Source organism: Paenibacillus massiliensis 2301065 = DSM 16942, assembly GCF_000377505.1.
GTDB classification, from domain to species: Bacteria; Bacillota; Bacilli; order Paenibacillales; family Paenibacillaceae; genus Paenibacillus; species Paenibacillus massiliensis.
This window is the reverse complement of record NZ_KB898186.1, coordinates 386334-405738: the sequence shown is the minus strand read 5'-3', so window position 1 is coordinate 405738 and position 19405 is coordinate 386334. Positions and strand designations below refer to the sequence as shown.

The following is a 19405-nucleotide window of genomic DNA, read 5'->3' as shown; positions in this document are numbered from 1 at the left end:
GATTCCCCCAATAATTAATGTACGAACCGGATCACCAGCGCTCCCGGCAGCCCGCCCGCTATACAAAATCAAAGCAATATTGCCTGATTACCAGCACATAAAAGCTATTTCTTGCTAATGACCTGCTGCGCCTTGGCTACATATTGTGCAGCCGTCTCGGTGATCAGATCGTAGCGTCCATCCTTGGCCGGAGCCGTCAGATTGCCGCCGATGCCGACAGCGATACAGCCGTTGTTCAGCCACTCTTGAATGTTGTCAAGGTCTACGCCGCCTGTTGGCATGATTTGCACGTGAGGCATTGGACCTTTGACCGCTTTTACAAAATCAGGACCCAGTGCGCTACCCGGGAACAGCTTGAGCACGTCCACGCCCAGCTTCAGGGCTTCCTTCATCTCATTCAACGTCATGCAACCAGGCATGTAAGGCACGCTGTACAGGTTACACATCTTGGCAGTCTCCTCGTCAAAGGAAGGACTCACCACGAACTCTGCACCAGCAATAATGGAAATCCGAGCCGTGAGCGGGTCCAGTACCGTTCCTGCACCGATCACAGCTTTATCCTTGAATATGGATTTGAGCTTACGAATGACCTGATCTGCCTCTGGCGTCGTGAACGTCAGCTCGATATTGGTCAGACCACCCTCGATGCAAGCTTCAGACATCTTGAAGGCAGAATCCGGATCATTGGCACGAATAACAGCCACGACACCCAGGGATTGAAGATTGTTCAGCACTCTCATTTTGTTCATTGTTGCATCCTTCCCGGATTAACGCAGCTCATCCATGGCTACAGCGTCCATATCCTTGTAAGTGTAGTTTTCTCCGGCCATAGCCCAGATGAAGGTATAGTTACCTGTCGCCGATCCGCAGTGGATAGACCAAGGCGGGGAAATGACAGCTTCCTCATTCTTCATGACAATGTGGCGCGTCTGAGTCGGCTCGCCCATCATATGGAACATACGAACTTGCTCAGCCATCTCGAAGTAGAAGTATACTTCTGTGCGGCGATCATGCACGTGTGTAGGCATGGAGTTCCACACGCTGCCTGCATTCAGGGCAGTCATCCCCATACACAGCTGACAGCTTTGGATGCCGTCCTCGTGAATGTATTTGCGCAGCACACGGCTATTGGCAGTCTCTTGAGAGCCGAGGTCATCAGCAGGCACTTCGGAGAAGGCAAGCTTCTGAATCGGATATGTCTTATGAGCATTAGCAGATACGAAATAGAATTTCGCAGGGTTGGAGGAGGATTCGCTCTCGAAGATCAGCTCCTTGCTGCCCAGGCCCACATACAGGCAATCCTTCAGCACCATCGGGTAAGTCTCGCCATCTACACGAATCGAACCAGGTCCGCCAACATTGAAAATACCAATCTCCCGGCGCTCCAGGAAGTAATCAGCTTTAATCTCGTCATAGCCCTTCAGCTCGACTGGTCCGTTCACAGGCAGAATACCGCCAGTAATCAGACGATCCTCCAGTGAGTAGCAAGCTCTCACTTCATCAGCTACGAATAGATCTTGAATCAAATAGTGCTCACGAAGCTCCTCCGTGGTAAAGGTCTTGGCATGCTCGGGATGAGTGGAATAACGTTTGTCCATGTCTCAAAGCCTCCGTTAGATAAAATTTTATTCTTTATTTACTAATTTAATTATGTCTACACCGCAAATACTAATTAGAATTAGAACTAATGTCAATGCAATTCTACACAATTTACGCAATTTTGGCGAAATGGTAACGTTTTATTTACAATATAAAGAAAATAGAGCGTTGTACTATATTTATTTCAGGCAATCTCGAATCGTTTATTGTTAAAAACCGATTTATGTGTTATTTTCATGAGGAATCAGGTACACCCTACTACGTTTAATAAACTGGAACTAAATCAAGGAGGAACATAAGGATGAATAATACCTTGGATGCCATTACGTTCGGAGAGCCCATGGCCATGTTTTATGCCAATGAGGTGGGTCCTTTACATGAAATTAATTCTTTCTCCAAGGCGATGGCCGGGGCTGAGACGAATGTAGCATCGGGTCTGTCCCGCCTTGGCAAGAAGGTCGGCCTGGTTACACAGCTGGGTCAGGACAGCTTCGGTAAATTTATTGAAAATACACTGCTGCACGAGGGCATCGATACTTCGAATGTTCATTTTACAGACCAACATCCAACAGGCATGCTGGTAAAATCCAAGGTGGAGACTGGGGACCCAACGGTAGAATATTTCCGCAAAAATTCAGCCGCCTCCAAGCTGAGTCTGGCTCACTTTAATGATGATTATTTCAATTCGGCTCGTCATTTGCACATGACCGGTATCTCACCAGCACTCTCCGCGAGCTGTCATGAATTCGCCCTGCACGCGATGAAGTTCATGCGCAAGCAAGGGAAGACGATCTCCTTTGACCCGAATCTGCGTCCGAAGCTGTGGCCGGATACCGAGACGATGGCCAAGACGATTAACGAGCTGGCTGCTCATTGCGACTGGTTCCTGCCAGGCATCGGCGAAGGGAAGATACTAACAGGGTATTCTGATCCCGAAGCCGTAGCGGCTTTCTATCTGGATCGTGGTGTATCGCTCGTCGTCATCAAGATGGGAGCTGAGGGAGCCTATTTCAGAACTGCAGAGACCTCTGGCTTCGTGAAGGGCTTCAAGGTAGACAAGGTAGCCGATACTGTGGGAGCTGGTGACGGGTTCGCGACTGGTGTCATCAGCGCATTGCTGGAGGATCTGGCACTGGAGGACGCGGTACGCCGTGGTAATGCTATTGGTGCTCTGGCGGTCATGTCTCCGGGGGATATGGATGGACTGCCGACACGCGAGGGTCTGGAAGCGTTCTATAATTCGCAGGGACATACTTTTGTAGGTAGTAAGTAAGCCTTCACCGTGGCTAACGGGACTGCAGGGGTAACCTGTAATTTACTATTGCCACTTCAATCAGAAAGTTTTATAGTATGGAGTAAATAAGCGAAGGGGCGACCTTTCGGGATTGTTACTGGTCATGCAGGCGATACCCAAACACGACTAATTTTCTATAAAATTAGCCTTGTTTGGGTTTTTGTTTTTCTAATCTCCCTTCGATTTCAAAAGCTGAGGTGAGCATACAATGATTATCCGGCAGATATTCAACAACAATGTCATACGAGTAGAAGACCAGGTAGGCCATGAGTTCGTAGTCATCGGCAATGGCCTGGGATTCAAGAAAAAGCCGGGGCAGCGCGTAGACGAAGACAAAATTGAAAAAACATTTATTCTAAAGTCAGATAAACTCCCTCAGAAGTTGATCGACCTGATTGGAGAAACATCTGTGGAGTACTACTCCTTGGCAAAAGAGATCGTGGAGTATGGCAAACAAGAGATGGGTAACGTCTTTAACGATAATATTTATATTACACTCATTGATCATATCCAGTTTGCCGTGTCACGGTTCCAAAAACATATGAATCTGCATAATGCACTTCTATGGCAGATCAAGAAGTTCTACCCACAGGAGTACCTCATTGGCCTGAAGGCTATTGACATCATCAGGGAGCATTTTGACGTTCAGATGGATGAGCATGAGGCGAGCTTTATCGCTATGCATTTTGTAAACGCTAAACAGGACGGCAAAGGCGTGCAGCAGACCATTGAAGCGACCAAAATCATGGATGATATCTTCGGTATTGTGACAAATTACTTTAACCTGACATTGGACGAGGACTCCTTTAATTATTCCCGTTTCTTTACTCATCTCCAGTATTTTGTACAGCGAATGCTAAGCGGGGCACAGGAGCACTCGACAGAGAGCGATAATTTTCTGTACGACCAGGTTAAGGAAAAATATCCAGAAGCTTTTCACTGTACAGGTCTGATCAATCGCTATCTTGAGGAGCACCATGAAAGCGCTATGACTGTAGATGAGAAGGTCTATTTGACCATCCACATCCACCGTGTCTCCTCCAGGGGCAACGCCCCTTCCTGATTCACATGTTCAAAAAAAAGTACTTGCAAACGATTTCGATGTAGACTATATTTGTTCTCACAACCTAAACGTAAGGATTGTTACTGGTCAAGCAGGCGATACCTAAACGATAGCAACCGGATTACTCTGTTGTAATTCACTGCTCTTCGTTTAGGTATTTTTTTGTTTACTGGGCCCTTTTCTAATCTAGTCGAAGGAGACATTCATATGGACAACAAGAAGCTGGCAGAAGATATAGTACAGCTAGTGGGTGGGGAAAAGAACATCAACGATCTCGTGCACTGCGCCACCCGCCTCAGATTCACACTCAAGAATAGACAAGATGCAGACCGTGAACAGTTAGAAAAACACGAAGGAGTAATCACCGTTGTCGAGAGCGGTGGGCAATTCCAGGTGGTCGTGGGTAGCCATGTAGCCAACGTGTATGCGGAGATTATGAAAAACAGTACCTTCTCAGCCTCTACAGAAGGCGGAAGCAGCAATCAGAAGACCTCTGTAATCTCCAGAGTATTCGAGGTCATATCCGGTAGCTTCTCACCGCTCATTCCCGCTATGGCTGGTTCCGGGATGTTGAAGGCTTTGCTAACGGTATTACCACTACTGGGGTGGCTATCCGAATCCAGTGATACGTACATGATTTTATCTGCTGCGGGAAATGCTGTGTTTTACTTTTTGCCGATCCTGCTTGGAATTACCTTGGGGCTCAAGCTTAAGGCGAACCCTTATGTAGCTGGAACGATCGGAGCTGCACTGATGGAGCCCAGCTTCACCGGCCTGATGGACAAGGGTCCTGAAGCATCGTTTTTAGGGATACCAATTGTGCTTGTGAATTACTCCTCCAGCATTTTCCCTATTTTCATAGCCGTCAGCATTTATGTGCTCTTGGAGAAGGGACTCAAGAAAGTGATTCACAGGGATCTGCAAGTGTTTCTCGTGCCGATGCTATCGCTGATGATTATGGTTCCGCTATCCGCAATGGCCTTCGGCCCGTTCGGAACGAACATCGGGAATTGGATCGCTTCAGGCGTGACTTGGCTCATTGATGTCAGCGGCATTTTGTCAGGCATTGTACTTGGGGGTGGCATGACCTTCATGGTCGTCCTCGGCCTACACTGGGGCTTCACTCCAATTACCTTGCAGAACATCAGCCAGGGTGGAGATCCGATTGAAGCAATGGCAGCAGCAGCCGTATTTGCCCAGATCGGAGTGGCTTTCGGAATTTTCCTGCGGGCCAAGAAGGACAAGACTCTAAGAACTGTTGCGGGATCATCTAGTCTCACAGGGATCTTAGCTGGGGTTACCGAGCCGATTGTATATGGTCTTATTCTGCGCTATAAACGCGTGATTCCTATCGTCATTATTGCCGGAGCCTTGGGCGGTGCCATTAACGGACATTTCGGGGTCAAATATACGGCCTATGTATTCCACAATATTTTCTCAATTCCAGTAGAACAGCCGACATTTATCTTCGTGATCGCAATTGCCTGCTCATTCGTTACTGCTATGCTACTGACTGTCCTATTCGGTTATGAGAAAAAAGAAAGTGTACCTGCGATTGAGGGAGACAGCACACAGCATGGTGAGTCTACCCTTACCAGCAGCGAGACCGTCTCAGAAACTGCCATCAAAGCACCTGTAGTCGAAGTAAGAAAGGAACAAATCTTCAGCCCGTTAGCTGGCACAGCTGTTCCGTTAAGCTCAGTTAGCGATGCTGCCTTCTCCACGGGAGCCATGGGAAAGGGCATAGCAATCGAGCCTACCAAGGGTGAGGTAACAGCACCTGTAGATGGCATAGTGACCTCTGTGTTCCCAACAGGACATGCGATCGGCTTGACGACAGCTGCCGGAACCGAGATTTTGATCCACATCGGCATTAATACCGTATCCTTGAAGGGTAAACACTTTAATCCTCTGGTACAGGAAGGCGATGCGGTCTCACAAGGCGATGTATTGATTCAATTTGATCTGGAACAGATTAGAGCAGCTGGCTATGAGACGGTGACACCTGTCATTGTCACCCTCACCCAACAAGAGGTAGACGTATTTGAGACTACCCAACAACAGCTGACTACTCAGGACGTACTCTTAACATTAGTCAGATAACAATGCATTAATAACAATTATATGAAGTGCATTATGAAATTACATCTGGAGGGATTGTATATGCTGCATCAACAACTGACACCATTTCCACAGAACTTCTTATGGGGAGCGTCTACCTCTGCCTATCAATTTGAGGGAGCCTGGAATCTGGATGGCAAAGGACCCTCGGTCATTGATATGGCCAATCATGTGGAGGGTGTAACCGACTTCAAGGTAGCCAGTGACCACTATCATAAATACAAGGAAGATATCGCCTTGATGGCTGAAATGGGAATGAAGGCTTACCGCTTCTCCATCTCTTGGTCCAGAATATACCCACAAGGGGCAGGTGAGCTGAACCCCAAAGGAATTCAGTTCTATAACGATCTGATTGATGAACTGCTGAAATATAAGATAGAGCCTATTGTCACCATGTATCACTTTGATCTGCCTTATGCCCTTGAGCAGCAAGGGGGTTGGTCGAACCGCTCTACCGTTGATGCCTTTGAGCAATATGCCCGCACGTTGTTTCAGCATTTCGGAGATCGCGTCAAATATTGGCTTACCATCAATGAGCAGAACATGCTCATCCTGCACCCAGGCTCCATTGGAACACTGAATGACCAAATGGCAGACCCACAAAAAGAGCTCTACCAGCAGAACCATCATATGCTAGTAGCCCAAGCCAAGGCGATGAGTCTATGCCACCAGATACTTCCGCAAGCGAAGATTGGCCCGGCTCCGAACATCGGTGTCATCTACCCTGCCAGCTCCAAGCCTGAAGACACGTTGGCTGCAGACAATTATGCCGCTATTCGCAACTGGCTGTACCTGGATATGGCCGTGTATGGCCGATATAATCATATTGCTTGGAGCTATTTGCTGGAGAAGGGATATGCACCGATCATTGAAGATGGGGACATGGACATTTTGGCTGCAGGCAAGCCTGACTTTATTGCCTTTAATTACTACACATCCCAGACCGTCGGCGAGAGCCTGAATGACGGGAATGACTTCTCGCACACGGGAGATCAGCATGAAATTGTAGGTGAGCCAGGAGCATATCGAGGCTCCGTCAATCCGCATCTGCAGAAGACCGAATTTGGCTGGGAGATTGATCCTGTAGGCTTCCGATCAACCCTGCGTCAGATCTACTCCAGATACCGTCTGCCGCTGATTGTCACCGAAAATGGCCTCGGCGCTTTCGATAAGCTGGAAGAGGATGGAACGGTTAACGATCCATATCGGATTGAATTTTTCCGGAAGCATATTGAACAAATTCAGCTGGCTATTACCGACGGGGTCGAGGTGTTCGGCTTCTGTCCTTGGTCCGCTGTCGATCTGGTCAGCACACATCAAGGCTCAAGTAAGCGCTATGGCTTCATTTATGTCGACCGTGAGGAATTCGACCTCAAGGACTTACTCCGTATTCGCAAGCACAGCTTCTATTGGTACCAACAGCTGATTCAAACCAATGGTCAATCTCTCTAATCTCTGACCAGCCAAAACCTTGTAGGTGGGTTATAAACAAAACAGCACGACCTCTCTTCAATCTGTACCGAAGAGAGGTCGTGCTTCTATTAGCTACATATCCAACAGTATGAGCTATTCATTCAACCTTGGCCCTGAATGAGTTATTCAAAGCAGCATTTTTCTCCTACTCAAGACTGCTCCTCAATAATAACGGTTCCCCATGACTCCAGTGTAAGCTGCTGCCCCTGTGTAATCTGCTCGTCACTCAAAAGAGAATGTCCAGCACCATAAGTATAGTTCAGAGATAGCGGCTCATCCGAATAGTTGAAATAGAAATGCACCTGCTGGCCTTGCTCATTCACGCTATGCTTCACAATAACCGGGAATGACAGCTCCTGATCCGCGCCCCATAGACCGATGTCCCTTACAATGTGCTCCAGCACCGCACGGATGACCTCCGGTGTCGTGAAGCACCCGATGTAGGCCGCACTGCCTTTGCCATAGCGATTCCTTGTAATAGCTGCATACTCACCCCAATGCGGATGATCGTAAGAGGCCAGTACCTCTGCACCCTCTGGTACCAGCAGCTCCATCCATTCCTTCACCTCTGTATCCAGCCCTGCAAGCTCCAGTACGCCACTCTTCAAGCGAGTGCCCCGTGGCTCGACGAACAGCTGATAGGTCGCTCCACACGCCTCGCTGATAATCCCGGGCTGCATGACTGTACGCACCTTAACATTCTCGTCGGTGAAGCCGGATTTGAAGGCATAAACGACATGTCCCCCCTGCTCCACGTAGCGGTTCAAGCGCTGCAAATATGAATCAGGCACGGTGTACAGCGGTGGTACAACGATGAGGTCATAGTCCTCCAGCTGTCCATTTTCCGGGTTCAGAATGTCGACACCGATATTCATGCGATAGAGCTGGTCATAGAGCAAACGGAATACATCGTTGTAATTGTAAGGCGTCTGCCCACTGAACGGTCTTCCTGCGAATGGGAACCATTCAAGTGCGGTGTGGCTCTCGTTACTGATGACCATACCTACCTTATTCTGCTTCCGCAAGCCAGTCAGTCGGGCAGAGATCTGAGCGAATTCGCGCCCGATGATCTTCGCTTCGTTATATACCGGATTCGGACGTAGGTCATGACTGAGCAAGCCCTTCCAATACGTCTCCGCTGAATTGTGAATTGAGTGCCAGTGCCAATATTCGACCATGACCGCCCCGGAAGCGAGGTGGCTATAAGCCTGCTGGCGAAGCTGGCCAGGGTATGGAACCCACTGCTTGAACGCCTGCGCCTCGGTCTCCAGCACGAAGTATGGCTGGTGCTTGGTCGAGCGTATAATGTCTCCGCCGAAGGATATTTCCAGCCCAGTCAGTTCTCCCTGACTTGGATGATAGATATCCACCCCGGTCACATCGAGAACCTTGGAGGCCTCGAAGTGGTTCACGTCTGGCTGAATACCATAGGAGTAGCCCCGCCATTCAAAATCAAAGTTATGGGTGACAAATTGATCCTCCCGCGCATATTCCCGGACCAGCTCCACCTGCCAAGCGAGGAAGTCCGTTACGAGCTGACGCTGAAAACGGGAAAATTCCGCGCCCAGGCTTCCATTAATGGTGCCGACGACGGACGGGAAGTCCTCCCAGCTGTTAATGCGGTTGCTCCAGTAGTCCAGTCCGTATTCATGGTTCAGCTGATCCAGGTCGCCATTGAACTTGTCCTTCATATACTTGACGAACATGAACTGTACATTGGGTCCGACCGTTCCATAATGCTTCGTCTCATTATCTACCTGAAAGCCGATGACGGCTGGATGCTCGGCGACACGGGCAATCAGCTTACGGATGATTCGCTCTGCGTAGCGCAGGTAGACTGGACTCGTAATGTCCATAATCTGTCTGGCACCATAGCGCCCCGGTCCATTCTTCGTGACGGCCAGCACTTCTGGATAGGCCTTGACGAGCCAGGTAGGTACAGCATAGGTCGGCGTCCCGACAATGACATCAATACCAGCGCGGTGCATAGCCTCCAGTACACGATCCACAGAGCTGAAGTCGAATACACCGTCCTGCGGCTCATGTGTGCTCCATGTACTCTCGGCGATCCGCACCAGATTGATCCCCGCGTCTTTCATCAGCGCAATGTCCTCTTCCAATCTGTCATACGGCATATATTCATCGTAGTAGGCAACACCATAATATAATTTTTCGGGCTTGTAGCTCACTTGCGACTCCTCCTCGAATGGATTCATGTAAGCGCTTCGTCAATCATGCTTATTATTCATTATGTAGATAATCGTGTAGAATGAATATAGTCAATCCTGGGGGACAATTTACCCAAATCAAAGGTGATATAGATGAATGAGCATCATTCGATAGATAACCCGCTCTTAACGAATGCCCGGCGGCTTCCAGTACTGGATTGGAATATCAGCTTCTTCGGGGCCCATACCCAGAAGGTGGATAAAGGCTGGCATGTACCGTCTGACCTGCATCTGGCCTTCGAGATGATCTGGGTGCTGGAGGGCAGCCAATCTACACAGCTTGAGCAGGACAGCTATGAAGTCAAGCAAGGCGATATCCTGATCATTCCGCCCGGCTTCCAGCACGAGATTCACTGTACCGATCCGCAGGGCATGACGTATTTTTGTGCTCACTTTGACATTGATGACCCTGTGTTCATGACTACCATGATTCAGAAATGCGAGATCCTGTACCGCCACAACCACGAGTACAACGTTGAATTACAACAGATTCTGAAGCGCTGGGTTGCTCTCACCGACCGGGAAGCCCCTTATTCCTTCCGCACGAAGATGGAGGTCCAGATCATCCTCTCGGAGCTGCTGATTGCCCTGGATCGAATGCTGGAGAGCAGTCCTTCTCCCCTTCAACCCGCAGGCATCAACAACACCAAGTACGCCAAGGAAATCGCCGAGATGATCAAGACGTCGTTCAAGCAGCAGGTACTCCACCCTGAATCGGCAGAGACGGACGAGGGACTGTATATTGAGCGCATTATTCAATCCATCGGACTCAGTGCAGGCTACGGATATGAGGTGTTCAAAAAGGTATACGGCTTGTCGCCTCGTCAATATTTATCCCAATTGAAGCTGAAGGAAGCGCGCTTGCTGATCAAGAAGCCTGGTCTCTCGATCCAGTCCATCAGTAAGCGGCTTGGCTACAAGAACGCCTCTCATTTCAGCAGGCAGTTCAAGCGTTGGACAGGGCTGTCCCCTCTGGAATATCGGGAAAGATACGACTGAGGTCACAGCTTAAGCAGCGCAGTCTACGGAACGAATAGGAATAATCACAAAAAAGTTGAAATCGCTTGTCCATATGACGTAAAAAGGAGAGATTCACTGTGTTGATCAGACTCAACTGGATCACGCTGCGCGTACGCAATCTGGAGGCATCCATCGACTTCTATCACGGAAAGCTCGGGCTCCAGATACAGCGCAGATTTGAAAGCCGTGGACGGCAAATTGCCATGCTGGGCATGGAAAATGAAACAGCACTTGAACTGATTGAGGGCAACGAAGTCGTTCTCAAACCCGAAGCTGGCGTGTCCATCGGTTATGAGGTGAGGTCACTAGAGGAAACTATAGAACGCCTGATAGCATTGGGTATTCCCATTGTACGCGGCCCCATCCAGCCGAATCCCCATTTGCGTTTTATATACATCGCTGACCCGGACGGATTCGAGGTACAACTGGCCGAGCATATGTAATCATCACTACAGCTCAAGCAATGCAATCAACGGAACGAATAGAAATAATCGCTGAAAAAGAGCTCTCCGGCCGCAAGCAAGCTGCATCGCCAGAGAGCTCCTCGTATCTAATTCTTACCACATGAACAGGGCTTCATGCTCCATTAGATAACTCAATAATCAGTAGCAACCAATAACACTCTATCCCCAAGCCCTTCCAGAGCCCCTCTATCCTGTCACTTCGCTCTGATCAGTTCTCGGGCTTGCTGACGGATTCGCCCTGAATCAGCTGCGGCACGAAGCGATAAATGATCGGCACCGCGTCGCCCTCCTCCTCAATAGCGGACAGCAGCGTCTTGGCTGCCTGCTTGCCCATCTCAGCAATCGGCTGCCGAATCGTCGTAATCGAAGGATTGTATATATGTGCGAACTGAGCGTCATCGATACCGATAATCGAGATATCACGCGGGATGCGCATCCCTTTTGCATTCATATATTGGAGAATCTCCGCCAGCACAATATCGTTCCCGGCTAGTAATGCGGTAGGCCGCTCATCGAGCGCGAACAGCTCATCCAGTGTGGAGAAGATCTCGTCTCGCGATACACTGCGAATATAGTCCTCACGGATCGGCAAGCCATACTCCTCCATGACCTTCTTATAACCACTGACTCGTTCAACCCGAGGCGTGATCCGGTTCACGCCCAGTGGAGGCGTCAGGAGAGCTATACGCTGATGACCATGCTGTACCAGCTCCTGAATGCCGATCTTGACAGCCATGTCATTATCGAGAAGCAGACTTTGCGTCGTGACTCCCTCTACCAGACGATCCAGGAAGACCAGTGGGAACTTCTCATCCACCAAACGGTTGTAGGCCTCTGCATTTTTGCCTGTCGGGAAAATAATCAGTCCATCCACCTGCCTGGCGATCAGCATCTCAATGTGCTTGTTCTCCTTGTCAGGATTCTCATCAGCGTTGCAAATAATAACCTGAATGCCATATTGCTGCAGCTCATTCTCGATAGCCCGGATGCCCTGGATGGACAACGTGTAGTCCAGATTCGCCACGATGATACCGATCATGAAGGAGCGGTTGTTCTTCAGACTTCGCGCAGCCCCGTTCGGCTGGTAATTCAGCTCCTTGATCACCTGTGCGATTCGTTCCTTGGTGCTATCGCTCATATATTTATAACGCTTGTTCAGATACTGCGATACGGTACTCTTCGATACACCGGCCTTCTGGGCCACATCCTCAATCGTTAACCTTTTCATGCCTAATCTCCTTACACGCCGCGGAATATGGTAAGTCGGACAAACCGACCTGCGGGTCATTATTAGCCTGTCTCCCATCCCCGCAACAGTTGTATTAGAAGTATACTTTTTTTTTAGTAAATTTTCTATAACGTTTTATAAAACTATTATTAAGCTTGTCCCGAGCATGGTAAAGAGAAACCATGTTCAATTTTAATTTTAGATGATAGGATGTACATATTGAAAAGATAGAGATTTCAGAAAACGGGAGAGAAACCATGCAAAAAGTAGAAACATCACAGCAAGGCTTGAGCAACAGCAGCCGCTTTCCGTTAGCTTTATTCTGCCTCACGGCCGGGGCATTTGCCATCGGGATGACGGAATTCGTCATCATGGGGCTGTTGCCCAATGTGGCCAGAGACCTGGACGTTACGATCGCACAGGCGGGACAGCTGATCACTGGTTACGCACTTGGCGTAGCCTTGGGTGCGCCCATCCTGACCATTGCCACCAGTAAAATCGCCCAGAAGCAGCTACTATGCCTGTTGATGGTCATCTTCATTATCGGGAACCTGGTTGGAGCGTTGGCCCCCAGTTATGGATTGCTGATGGGCTCTCGTCTCGTTACCGCGCTGGCCCACGGCACCTTCCTCGGCACAGGGTCCTTGATTGCGGCCAGACTGGTTCGTCCAGATAGACGGGCTGCCGCGGTCTCTATGGTACTCGCAGGATTGACCATTGCCAATATTATCGGCGTGCCATTCGGTACCTTGATCGGACAGCAGCTCGGTTGGCGGGCCTCCTTTGGGGCTATCACAATTATGGGCATCATATCTCTGATCGGGATTATTACGATGATTCCCAAGATTGAACAGACGGAGCAACCAAGCCTAGCTAAGGAGGTTAGCAGCCTCTTTCAGCCTCAGGTGCTGCTGATTCTGGCTACGGGAGCATTCGGATGCTGCAGCATGTTTGCAGTGTTCACGTACATTACCCCCATGCTGACAGATGTCGCCGGCTTTCAGGAGAGTAGCGTAACCTGGATTCTGGTCATGTATGGAATTGGTGTGACGCTGGGGAATCTCATTGGCGGGCGCCTTGCAGACTGGAAACTGATGCCTTCAGTGATTACCATCTTCATCATTTTGTCCGCACTGCTACTGATCCTGTCGGGCGTGCTGCATATTCCGGCGCTGGCACTGATCTTTATTTTTCTGTGGGGAATGGCGGCCTTCGGCATTATGCCAGGTATTCAGCTGCGCATTATGAATCTGGCACATGAGGCACCACGCCTTGCGGCTACATCCAGTCATTCTGCACTCAATCTGGGGAACGCTGCTGGTGCCTTCATTGGCGGTGTAGTACTCACACAGGCAGGGCTGGTCTATGTACCACTTGTCGGAGGATTGATTGCCGCGATCGGCACGGTTGGAGCTATCTTGAGTTACTACATGGTAGAGAAGCGGAAGGCTGTATGACCGTCGTTCTCTCAGCAGCTTTGACAGAATTAATACAGCAAATTGCATAGGACCCACACACGTAAACAGCGACTCTCCGATTAAAGGAGAATCGCTGTTTTGTTGTTTATCTTTATCTTTATCTTTTATTGTCTGTACGGAAACGACTGATTTCTGCCAACAATTGATCAGCATGCTGCAGCAGTTCACTGGCTGCCTCTGAAATGTTGCTAATTGTTCGGGACTGCTCCTGCGTAGAGGAAGCTGCTTCTTCGGTAGAAGCTGCACTTTCTTCCGCTACAGCCGCCAGCCCTGTCATGACCTCGGAGACCTGGTTAGCTCCCGCTTGCAATTCCTCCATAGCGGAGCTTATGGCGTTGATCGCATTAATGATGACGTCAACCGAGTGACGAATGTGGGCGAAAGACCCTGACGTCTCTTGAATCGACTCCAATTGGGAGGCACTGTTCAGACGGAACCTCTCCAGCTCAGCCGAGCTCTGATTCCCTGCCTGATCAAGCTCACCCAACAACTGATTGATTCCACCGATGGATTGTGCCGATTGCTCAGCAAGCTTGCGCACTTCCCCCGCAACCACGGCGAAGCCCTTGCCATGCTCCCCGGCCCGTGCCGCTTCGATTGATGCATTCAAGGCTAACAAATTCGTCTGCGCCGCGATATTCTTGATGCTTTCCGTAATCGTTGAGATTTCAACAATTTTATTCAATAACAGCTCATTGGCAGCCTCGACCCTGCTCGTCGATTCCCGACTTGAATCTGACAACGCAATCAGCCGTTCGAATGATTCATTCCCACTGTCCATAGCTTGTGTGACGTCACCGACTACGGAACGTGTATGATCCGTCTGGCTATAGATCTGGTTGATCGTCTCATTAATCTCGCCTATTCTCTCTGCACCCAGTTGAATGGAGCCAGCCTGCTCTGCCGCTCCCTTGGCAATCTCCTCGATAACGGTCGATACCTGCATGGCGATCTCATTACTTCCTGTAGCATCCTGAGACATCAATTGAGATGACGTCTGCACTTGTCGTGCGGAATGATCCACCTGCTTGATCAGGCCATTCAGAGAAGCCGACATCTCGTTGAAGGAGGCGCCTAGCTGCGCAATCTCATCCTTGCCCTTTATGGAGACTCGAACAGTAACATCCCCAGCAGCCAGCTTCGCAGCACTATCCCTCATTTCAATAAGAGGCTTGATCGCCCGATAGGACAAGAAGTACACAATGGCTATCATCAGTAGCGAGAACAGAACCACGAAGATTATGACGAAGTTTCTGACTTTGGTATACTCTGCAAAAGCCGCAGCCTTCGAGATCGAACTAGCTATAATCCAGTTCGTCTGTGGGACCTTCTCGAAATAGATTAGCTGACGATCGTTATTATAGGTATACTCCGACATACCACTTGGGTCACGCAGCATCGCTTGTACAATGTCCTTATAGTCTTCATGCTCGACTAGAGGAGTATTGAGCAAGGATTCGTCAGGATGGGAGAGAACCACACCAGCCGTATCCAACAAGAAGCTGAAGCTATGCTCTGTATTCAACGCATTCACTTCATCCTTAATGGAGGTCAAGGAAATATTCTCCGAGATGGCTCCCTGGAATTGGCCGTTCTCGTCATGGAATGGAACCCCGATGAATATGGATTGCACACCTGCCTGAGTCACATAGGCATCACTGATCGTAAGCTGATCAGAAGCCTTGATGGCCTTGTACCACGGACGTTCCCGAGCATCGAATGAGGCATCAGGAATGAAGCCGGCACCATCCATATAGGTCCCATCCTCTAGCCCGAAATAGATCGTAGCGATATCCTCTTTGTTCGTAGGCAATTGATAGGCCTGCAGGTGCTCTAAAGTAATATCATGAAGCGGAGTCGTATTCTGAATTGTTGTACCCAGGGTCTCGACGACCTTCGCCTGCGCAAGTGCCCAGCCATTAATATTGGCTGATGCTTTCTGCACAGTACCTTGCAATTCAAAATGTACGGCCCTCGTCGCTTCCTTCTCAATGTTGATCAAAGAAACCACGGATAGTGGAATCGACAGCAGGATACACATGGAAAGGACCATCAGAAGGATTTTTGTCTTGAGTGTGGACATATGAATTCCCCTTATTCTGTTGTGATGTTGTTATGTTCTATTATGCCTATGCTTTTTATATCGGTACTAGCGTGCTGGAGGAATAGCGTAATAAGCGGTTCGGAATAGACTTTTTTTGTGCATATTTTTCCCAGTCCACTAACAACCACACAGGCTTATGAGGCTAACACGAAGACAAACTTTAATATTGAAAACAGTGAATATTTCATGAATAATGTTATATTTCAGTAAAGTTTCAGCTCGACGTATGAAAATCCCCCTCCACCTTTCCGATAAATGTGAAGTAGTACATACCTCCTAGAATGAAATGACAAAGACACTATTGAAAGAAACGAGGGCACACGTACATGAAAAAAACACACGGTAAAATGCTGCTGCTGATCTTCAAGCTTGCTCTAGTCATGCTGCTCCTGTCGGCATGCACAGCACCTGGTGGTGAAGCAGGCAAGGACGGCAAGGATGGGCGAATTACCGTCGGCATCGTCCTGACTGATGTAGGACTGGGGGATCGTTCCTTCAACGACGCTGCATTTGAAGGTCTGGCGCAGGAACGCAATGAGAACAGTATTATCTTTGATTATAGAGAGCCTGGGAAGGGAATGACGACAGAAGAGGCCTTCGAGCATTTTGCCCAAGACAAGGTAGATCTCATTATTGGACTCAGTGATACGGTTAAGGCTGATATGGAGAAGGTTGCCGAGCGATATCCAGAGCAGACCTTCTTAATTGTAGATAGTCAATCTGAGCTTCCTAACGTGCACTCCATTTTGTTCAAAGCCGAAGATGGCAGCTTCCTGGCCGGCATCATTGCAGGCTTCGCTACCAAGGCTGACAAGGTTGGCTTCCTGGGTGGCATGGACATCCCGGTTCTGCGTGATTTCCAGCAGGGCTTCGAGCAAGGGGTACAGGCTGTGAATCCTGATGCCAGTGTCGAGGCTGTCTATGCAAATGATTTCGGTAACTCAGAGCTCGGGGCAGAGCTCGCTTCACAAATGATTAACGAGCAAGGTACAGATGTCATCTATGTAGCTGCGGGGCTTACTGGCGTCGGAGCCCTTTCGGAAATTCAGGATTTGCGCAAGCACGCTATAGGAGTGGACACGGATCAATTTTTCCTCGCGGAAAAAGCAATCCTGACTTCGATGCTCAAAAATGTCGATGTCGCCATGCGAAATGCCGTTGATACCTTCAAGAGCAATAACAATAGCTTCCCTGACAAGGTGATGGTCTATGGCATGGCTGAGAATGGCGTGGGACTCACGGAGCTTCACAACATTGAGCTGACGGATGCACAAGAGCAGCAGTTCGAGGACCTGAAGGCCAAGCTCGCTTCTGGTGAAGTGAAGGTGAACTTACAGAAGTAATGCAGCATTGTCCACGGAAGACTAATCACAATCAGAGATAGGAGCACATCCATGAAGCTACAAGGCAAACTAATCAGCTACGCTTTAATTACGCTGCTAGCCTCCCTGATGCTGGTGGCCTACATCATATTTCAATTGCTCGGTATGAACGCGGGGAACCAGAATCTCGTGCCTGCCATGCTGAAGGTATCAGAGCTGAATGCCAACCAGATGCAGGTACAGCAGGCTCTAGACGTCTATTCCACCTCGATGTCGGCAGCGAATCAGAACGCTGTAGCACAGCTACTAGAGGAAGGTCAGCAGATCTCCGACCAGCTCGCGACGAGTCTCATCCATGATGAACGTCAGATGAGCCTGATTAGCTCCATTCAAGAGAAAATGACAGAACTGTCTGCGGGGGCCACCCAAGCGATGGCGGAGATGAATAGCTCGGAAGCCAAGCGTTATAGCTCCCGGGTCAAAGGCATTCAGAACGATATCTACATGCTGAATGAGCTGACTCGTGAACAATATGATACCTTCACCGCTACATTGGAGAACGACATCCAGAACACCTGGAAGCTCGCGCTTGCAGGCGCACTCGTCCTTCTCATTGCAAGCACGTTGTTCAACATCTATACTTCGCGCAAGCTGGCTGGACGTATTCAGACCCTGAAGGATGCCGCCAGTCGAATCGCTCAAGGTGACCTCAAGGTCCAGCTACCACCTGCACAGGGCAAGGATGAGCTCGCTGAGCTGAATGTCTCCTTCCGTCAGATGATCGACAGCATACGCCAGATGATCCAATCCATCAGTGCAGCCGGGTATCGTGTGGATTCAATGGCACAGGATATTGATCGTGGCAATGAGACCATGCAGGCCATCGTGCAGCAGGTGACACGCACGACGGAAGAGCTGTCTCAAGGCAGCCAGAAGATTGCGGAGGATTTGAGCGAGACGGTATCGGTCGTGGATCGGATGCAGCAGACCTTCCAGAGCAATCTGCAGGCTACCACCGAATCCGTGCATTATGGCAATGAGGTACTAGGTACCGTAACCGCAGGCCGCACGGTCATGCAGGAGCAGCAGCGGCTGAGTGAGGTCAATCGCAGGGCAATGGCTGAGATGGAGCAGACCTTCCAGGAGCTGGAGGGCAGTACGGTTCGGATCAAGGAAATGACGGCCTTCGTATCCGACATAGCTGCCCAGACGACACTCCTATCACTCAATGCCTCGATTGAAGCCGCACGCGCTGGTGAGGCCGGACGTGGATTCACCGTCGTCGCCAGTGAGGTGAAGAAGCTTGCTGAGCAATCGGAGCAATCCGTACAGCATATCTACACAGCTATTACGGAGATCACAGCCGCCATGGACAAGGTGAAACAGTCGGTAACGAATAGCATCACTCTATCCTCAGAGCAGGAAGCGGCTACCGGGCAGACAGGCCAGACCTTCTCCTCGATCGGCGACAGCGTCGAGCGAATCAGCCTGCAAATCCGGAACGTAGCGGAGGAGATGCAGCAATCGCATGAGCTCAGCATTCTGGTACAGACGGCTATTGAGAACATCAGTGCCATTACGGAGCAGTCTGCCGCCAGCAGTGAAGAGATTACGGCATCTGCAGCCGAGCAGCAGCGGTCCTTCGAGGAAGCCTCTGGCAAGGTCAAGGAACTCCGGGATATCAGTGCTGAGATGCACCGTCAATTGGAGCGTTTCCAGCTGTAGCCAGGGTAGCTCTGCATATATAGACAACCAGATAGGCAGCATAAATAGGGGAGGCTCGTATCCCCCTATCGCTGATATTGGTTTCTCTTAGCCCTTTGGCCTTCAAGCAATTGGAGATCAAGGGGCTTTTTTGCGTGCAGTAATTGATGCAGCTGGCAGTATTCCATACCCATACCCATCTCGGAAACAAGGATTGTAATCACATGATACAAGCACTCAGATTCCATTATCGCTTGACCGGGGTCCTCTCTTCAGCGGCCTTCAAGGACTACAATGAAGTTGTTCT

The 19405-nt window shown here is 49.6% G+C and carries 14 protein-coding genes; 9 read left to right on the top strand and 5 right to left on the bottom strand.

Annotation, left to right across the window (positions count from 1 at the left end; translation table 11 throughout):
• Window positions 1–104: 104 nt before the first annotated feature.
• A complete protein-coding gene (locus D328_RS0105620; protein WP_018883989.1) occupies window positions 105–749 on the bottom strand; it encodes a bifunctional 2-keto-4-hydroxyglutarate aldolase/2-keto-3-deoxy-6-phosphogluconate aldolase in 645 nt (214 codons plus the stop codon).
• 18 nt (window positions 750–767) lie between these two features.
• Entirely contained in the window at window positions 768–1598 is an 831-nt protein-coding gene (gene kduI, locus D328_RS0105615; RefSeq protein WP_018883988.1) for a 5-dehydro-4-deoxy-D-glucuronate isomerase, read from the bottom strand.
• A 302-nt stretch (window positions 1599–1900) separates the two neighbouring features.
• Between kduI and D328_RS0105610 the strand changes: the two genes are divergently transcribed.
• From D328_RS0105610 to D328_RS0105595, 4 genes are all read left to right on the top strand, one after another.
• Window positions 1901–2872, top strand: coding sequence for a sugar kinase (locus D328_RS0105610; protein WP_018883987.1), 972 nt, complete (start codon window positions 1901–1903; stop codon window positions 2870–2872).
• Window positions 2873–3101: 229 nt separating this feature from the next.
• On the top strand, window positions 3102–3956 hold the full coding sequence (gene licT / locus D328_RS0105605) for a BglG family transcription antiterminator LicT (RefSeq protein WP_018883986.1): 855 nt from the start codon (window positions 3102–3104) through the stop codon (window positions 3954–3956).
• A 207-nt stretch (window positions 3957–4163) separates the two neighbouring features.
• Window positions 4164–6059 carry a beta-glucoside-specific PTS transporter subunit IIABC gene (locus tag D328_RS0105600; RefSeq protein WP_018883985.1) on the top strand — a complete coding sequence of 632 codons (1896 nt, stop codon included), beginning with the start codon at window positions 4164–4166 and terminating at the stop codon, window positions 6057–6059.
• Window positions 6060–6119: 60 nt separating this feature from the next.
• Complete coding sequence (locus tag D328_RS0105595; RefSeq protein WP_018883984.1) at window positions 6120–7529, top strand: glycoside hydrolase family 1 protein; 1410 nt, start codon at window positions 6120–6122, stop codon at window positions 7527–7529.
• Window positions 7530–7699: 170 nt separating this feature from the next.
• Here the strand turns inward: D328_RS0105595 and D328_RS0105590 are convergent, their stop codons facing one another.
• Window positions 7700–9766 (bottom strand): beta-galactosidase, encoded by a 2067-nt coding sequence (locus tag D328_RS0105590; protein ID WP_051091098.1) that lies wholly within the window; start codon window positions 9764–9766, stop codon window positions 7700–7702.
• Between the two features lie 105 nt (window positions 9767–9871).
• Between D328_RS0105590 and D328_RS0105585 the strand changes: the two genes are divergently transcribed.
• A complete protein-coding gene (locus D328_RS0105585) occupies window positions 9872–10777 on the top strand; it encodes a helix-turn-helix domain-containing protein (RefSeq protein WP_018883982.1) in 906 nt (301 codons plus the stop codon).
• A 98-nt stretch (window positions 10778–10875) separates the two neighbouring features.
• Complete coding sequence (locus tag D328_RS0105580; RefSeq protein WP_018883981.1) at window positions 10876–11241, top strand: VOC family protein; 366 nt, start codon at window positions 10876–10878, stop codon at window positions 11239–11241.
• Window positions 11242–11470: 229 nt separating this feature from the next.
• On the opposite strand, the gene D328_RS0105575 is transcribed toward D328_RS0105580, so the two are convergent.
• Window positions 11471–12490, bottom strand: a complete 1020-nt coding sequence (locus tag D328_RS0105575; RefSeq protein ID WP_018883980.1) for a LacI family DNA-binding transcriptional regulator — start codon at window positions 12488–12490, stop codon at window positions 11471–11473.
• A gap of 257 nt (window positions 12491–12747) precedes the next feature.
• On the opposite strand from D328_RS0105575, the gene D328_RS0105570 reads away from it, so the two are divergent.
• Window positions 12748–13947 (top strand): MFS transporter, encoded by a 1200-nt coding sequence (locus D328_RS0105570; protein ID WP_018883979.1) that lies wholly within the window; start codon window positions 12748–12750, stop codon window positions 13945–13947.
• A 118-nt stretch (window positions 13948–14065) separates the two neighbouring features.
• Here D328_RS0105570 and D328_RS0105565 read toward each other — a convergent pair whose 3' ends face one another.
• Window positions 14066–16051, bottom strand: a complete 1986-nt coding sequence (locus D328_RS0105565) for a methyl-accepting chemotaxis protein (RefSeq protein WP_018883978.1) — start codon at window positions 16049–16051, stop codon at window positions 14066–14068.
• Between the two features lie 347 nt (window positions 16052–16398).
• Between D328_RS0105565 and D328_RS0105560 the strand changes: the two genes are divergently transcribed.
• Both D328_RS0105560 and D328_RS0105555 read left to right on the top strand, forming a co-directional pair.
• Window positions 16399–17415, top strand: coding sequence for a BMP family lipoprotein (locus D328_RS0105560; RefSeq protein WP_018883977.1), 1017 nt, complete (start codon window positions 16399–16401; stop codon window positions 17413–17415).
• Window positions 17416–17466: 51 nt separating this feature from the next.
• The gene (locus D328_RS0105555; RefSeq protein ID WP_018883976.1) at window positions 17467–19119 is read left to right on the top strand and encodes a methyl-accepting chemotaxis protein; all 1653 of its coding nucleotides are present in this window, start codon (window positions 17467–17469) and stop codon (window positions 19117–19119) included.
• The last annotated feature ends 286 nt before the right edge of the window (window positions 19120–19405 follow it).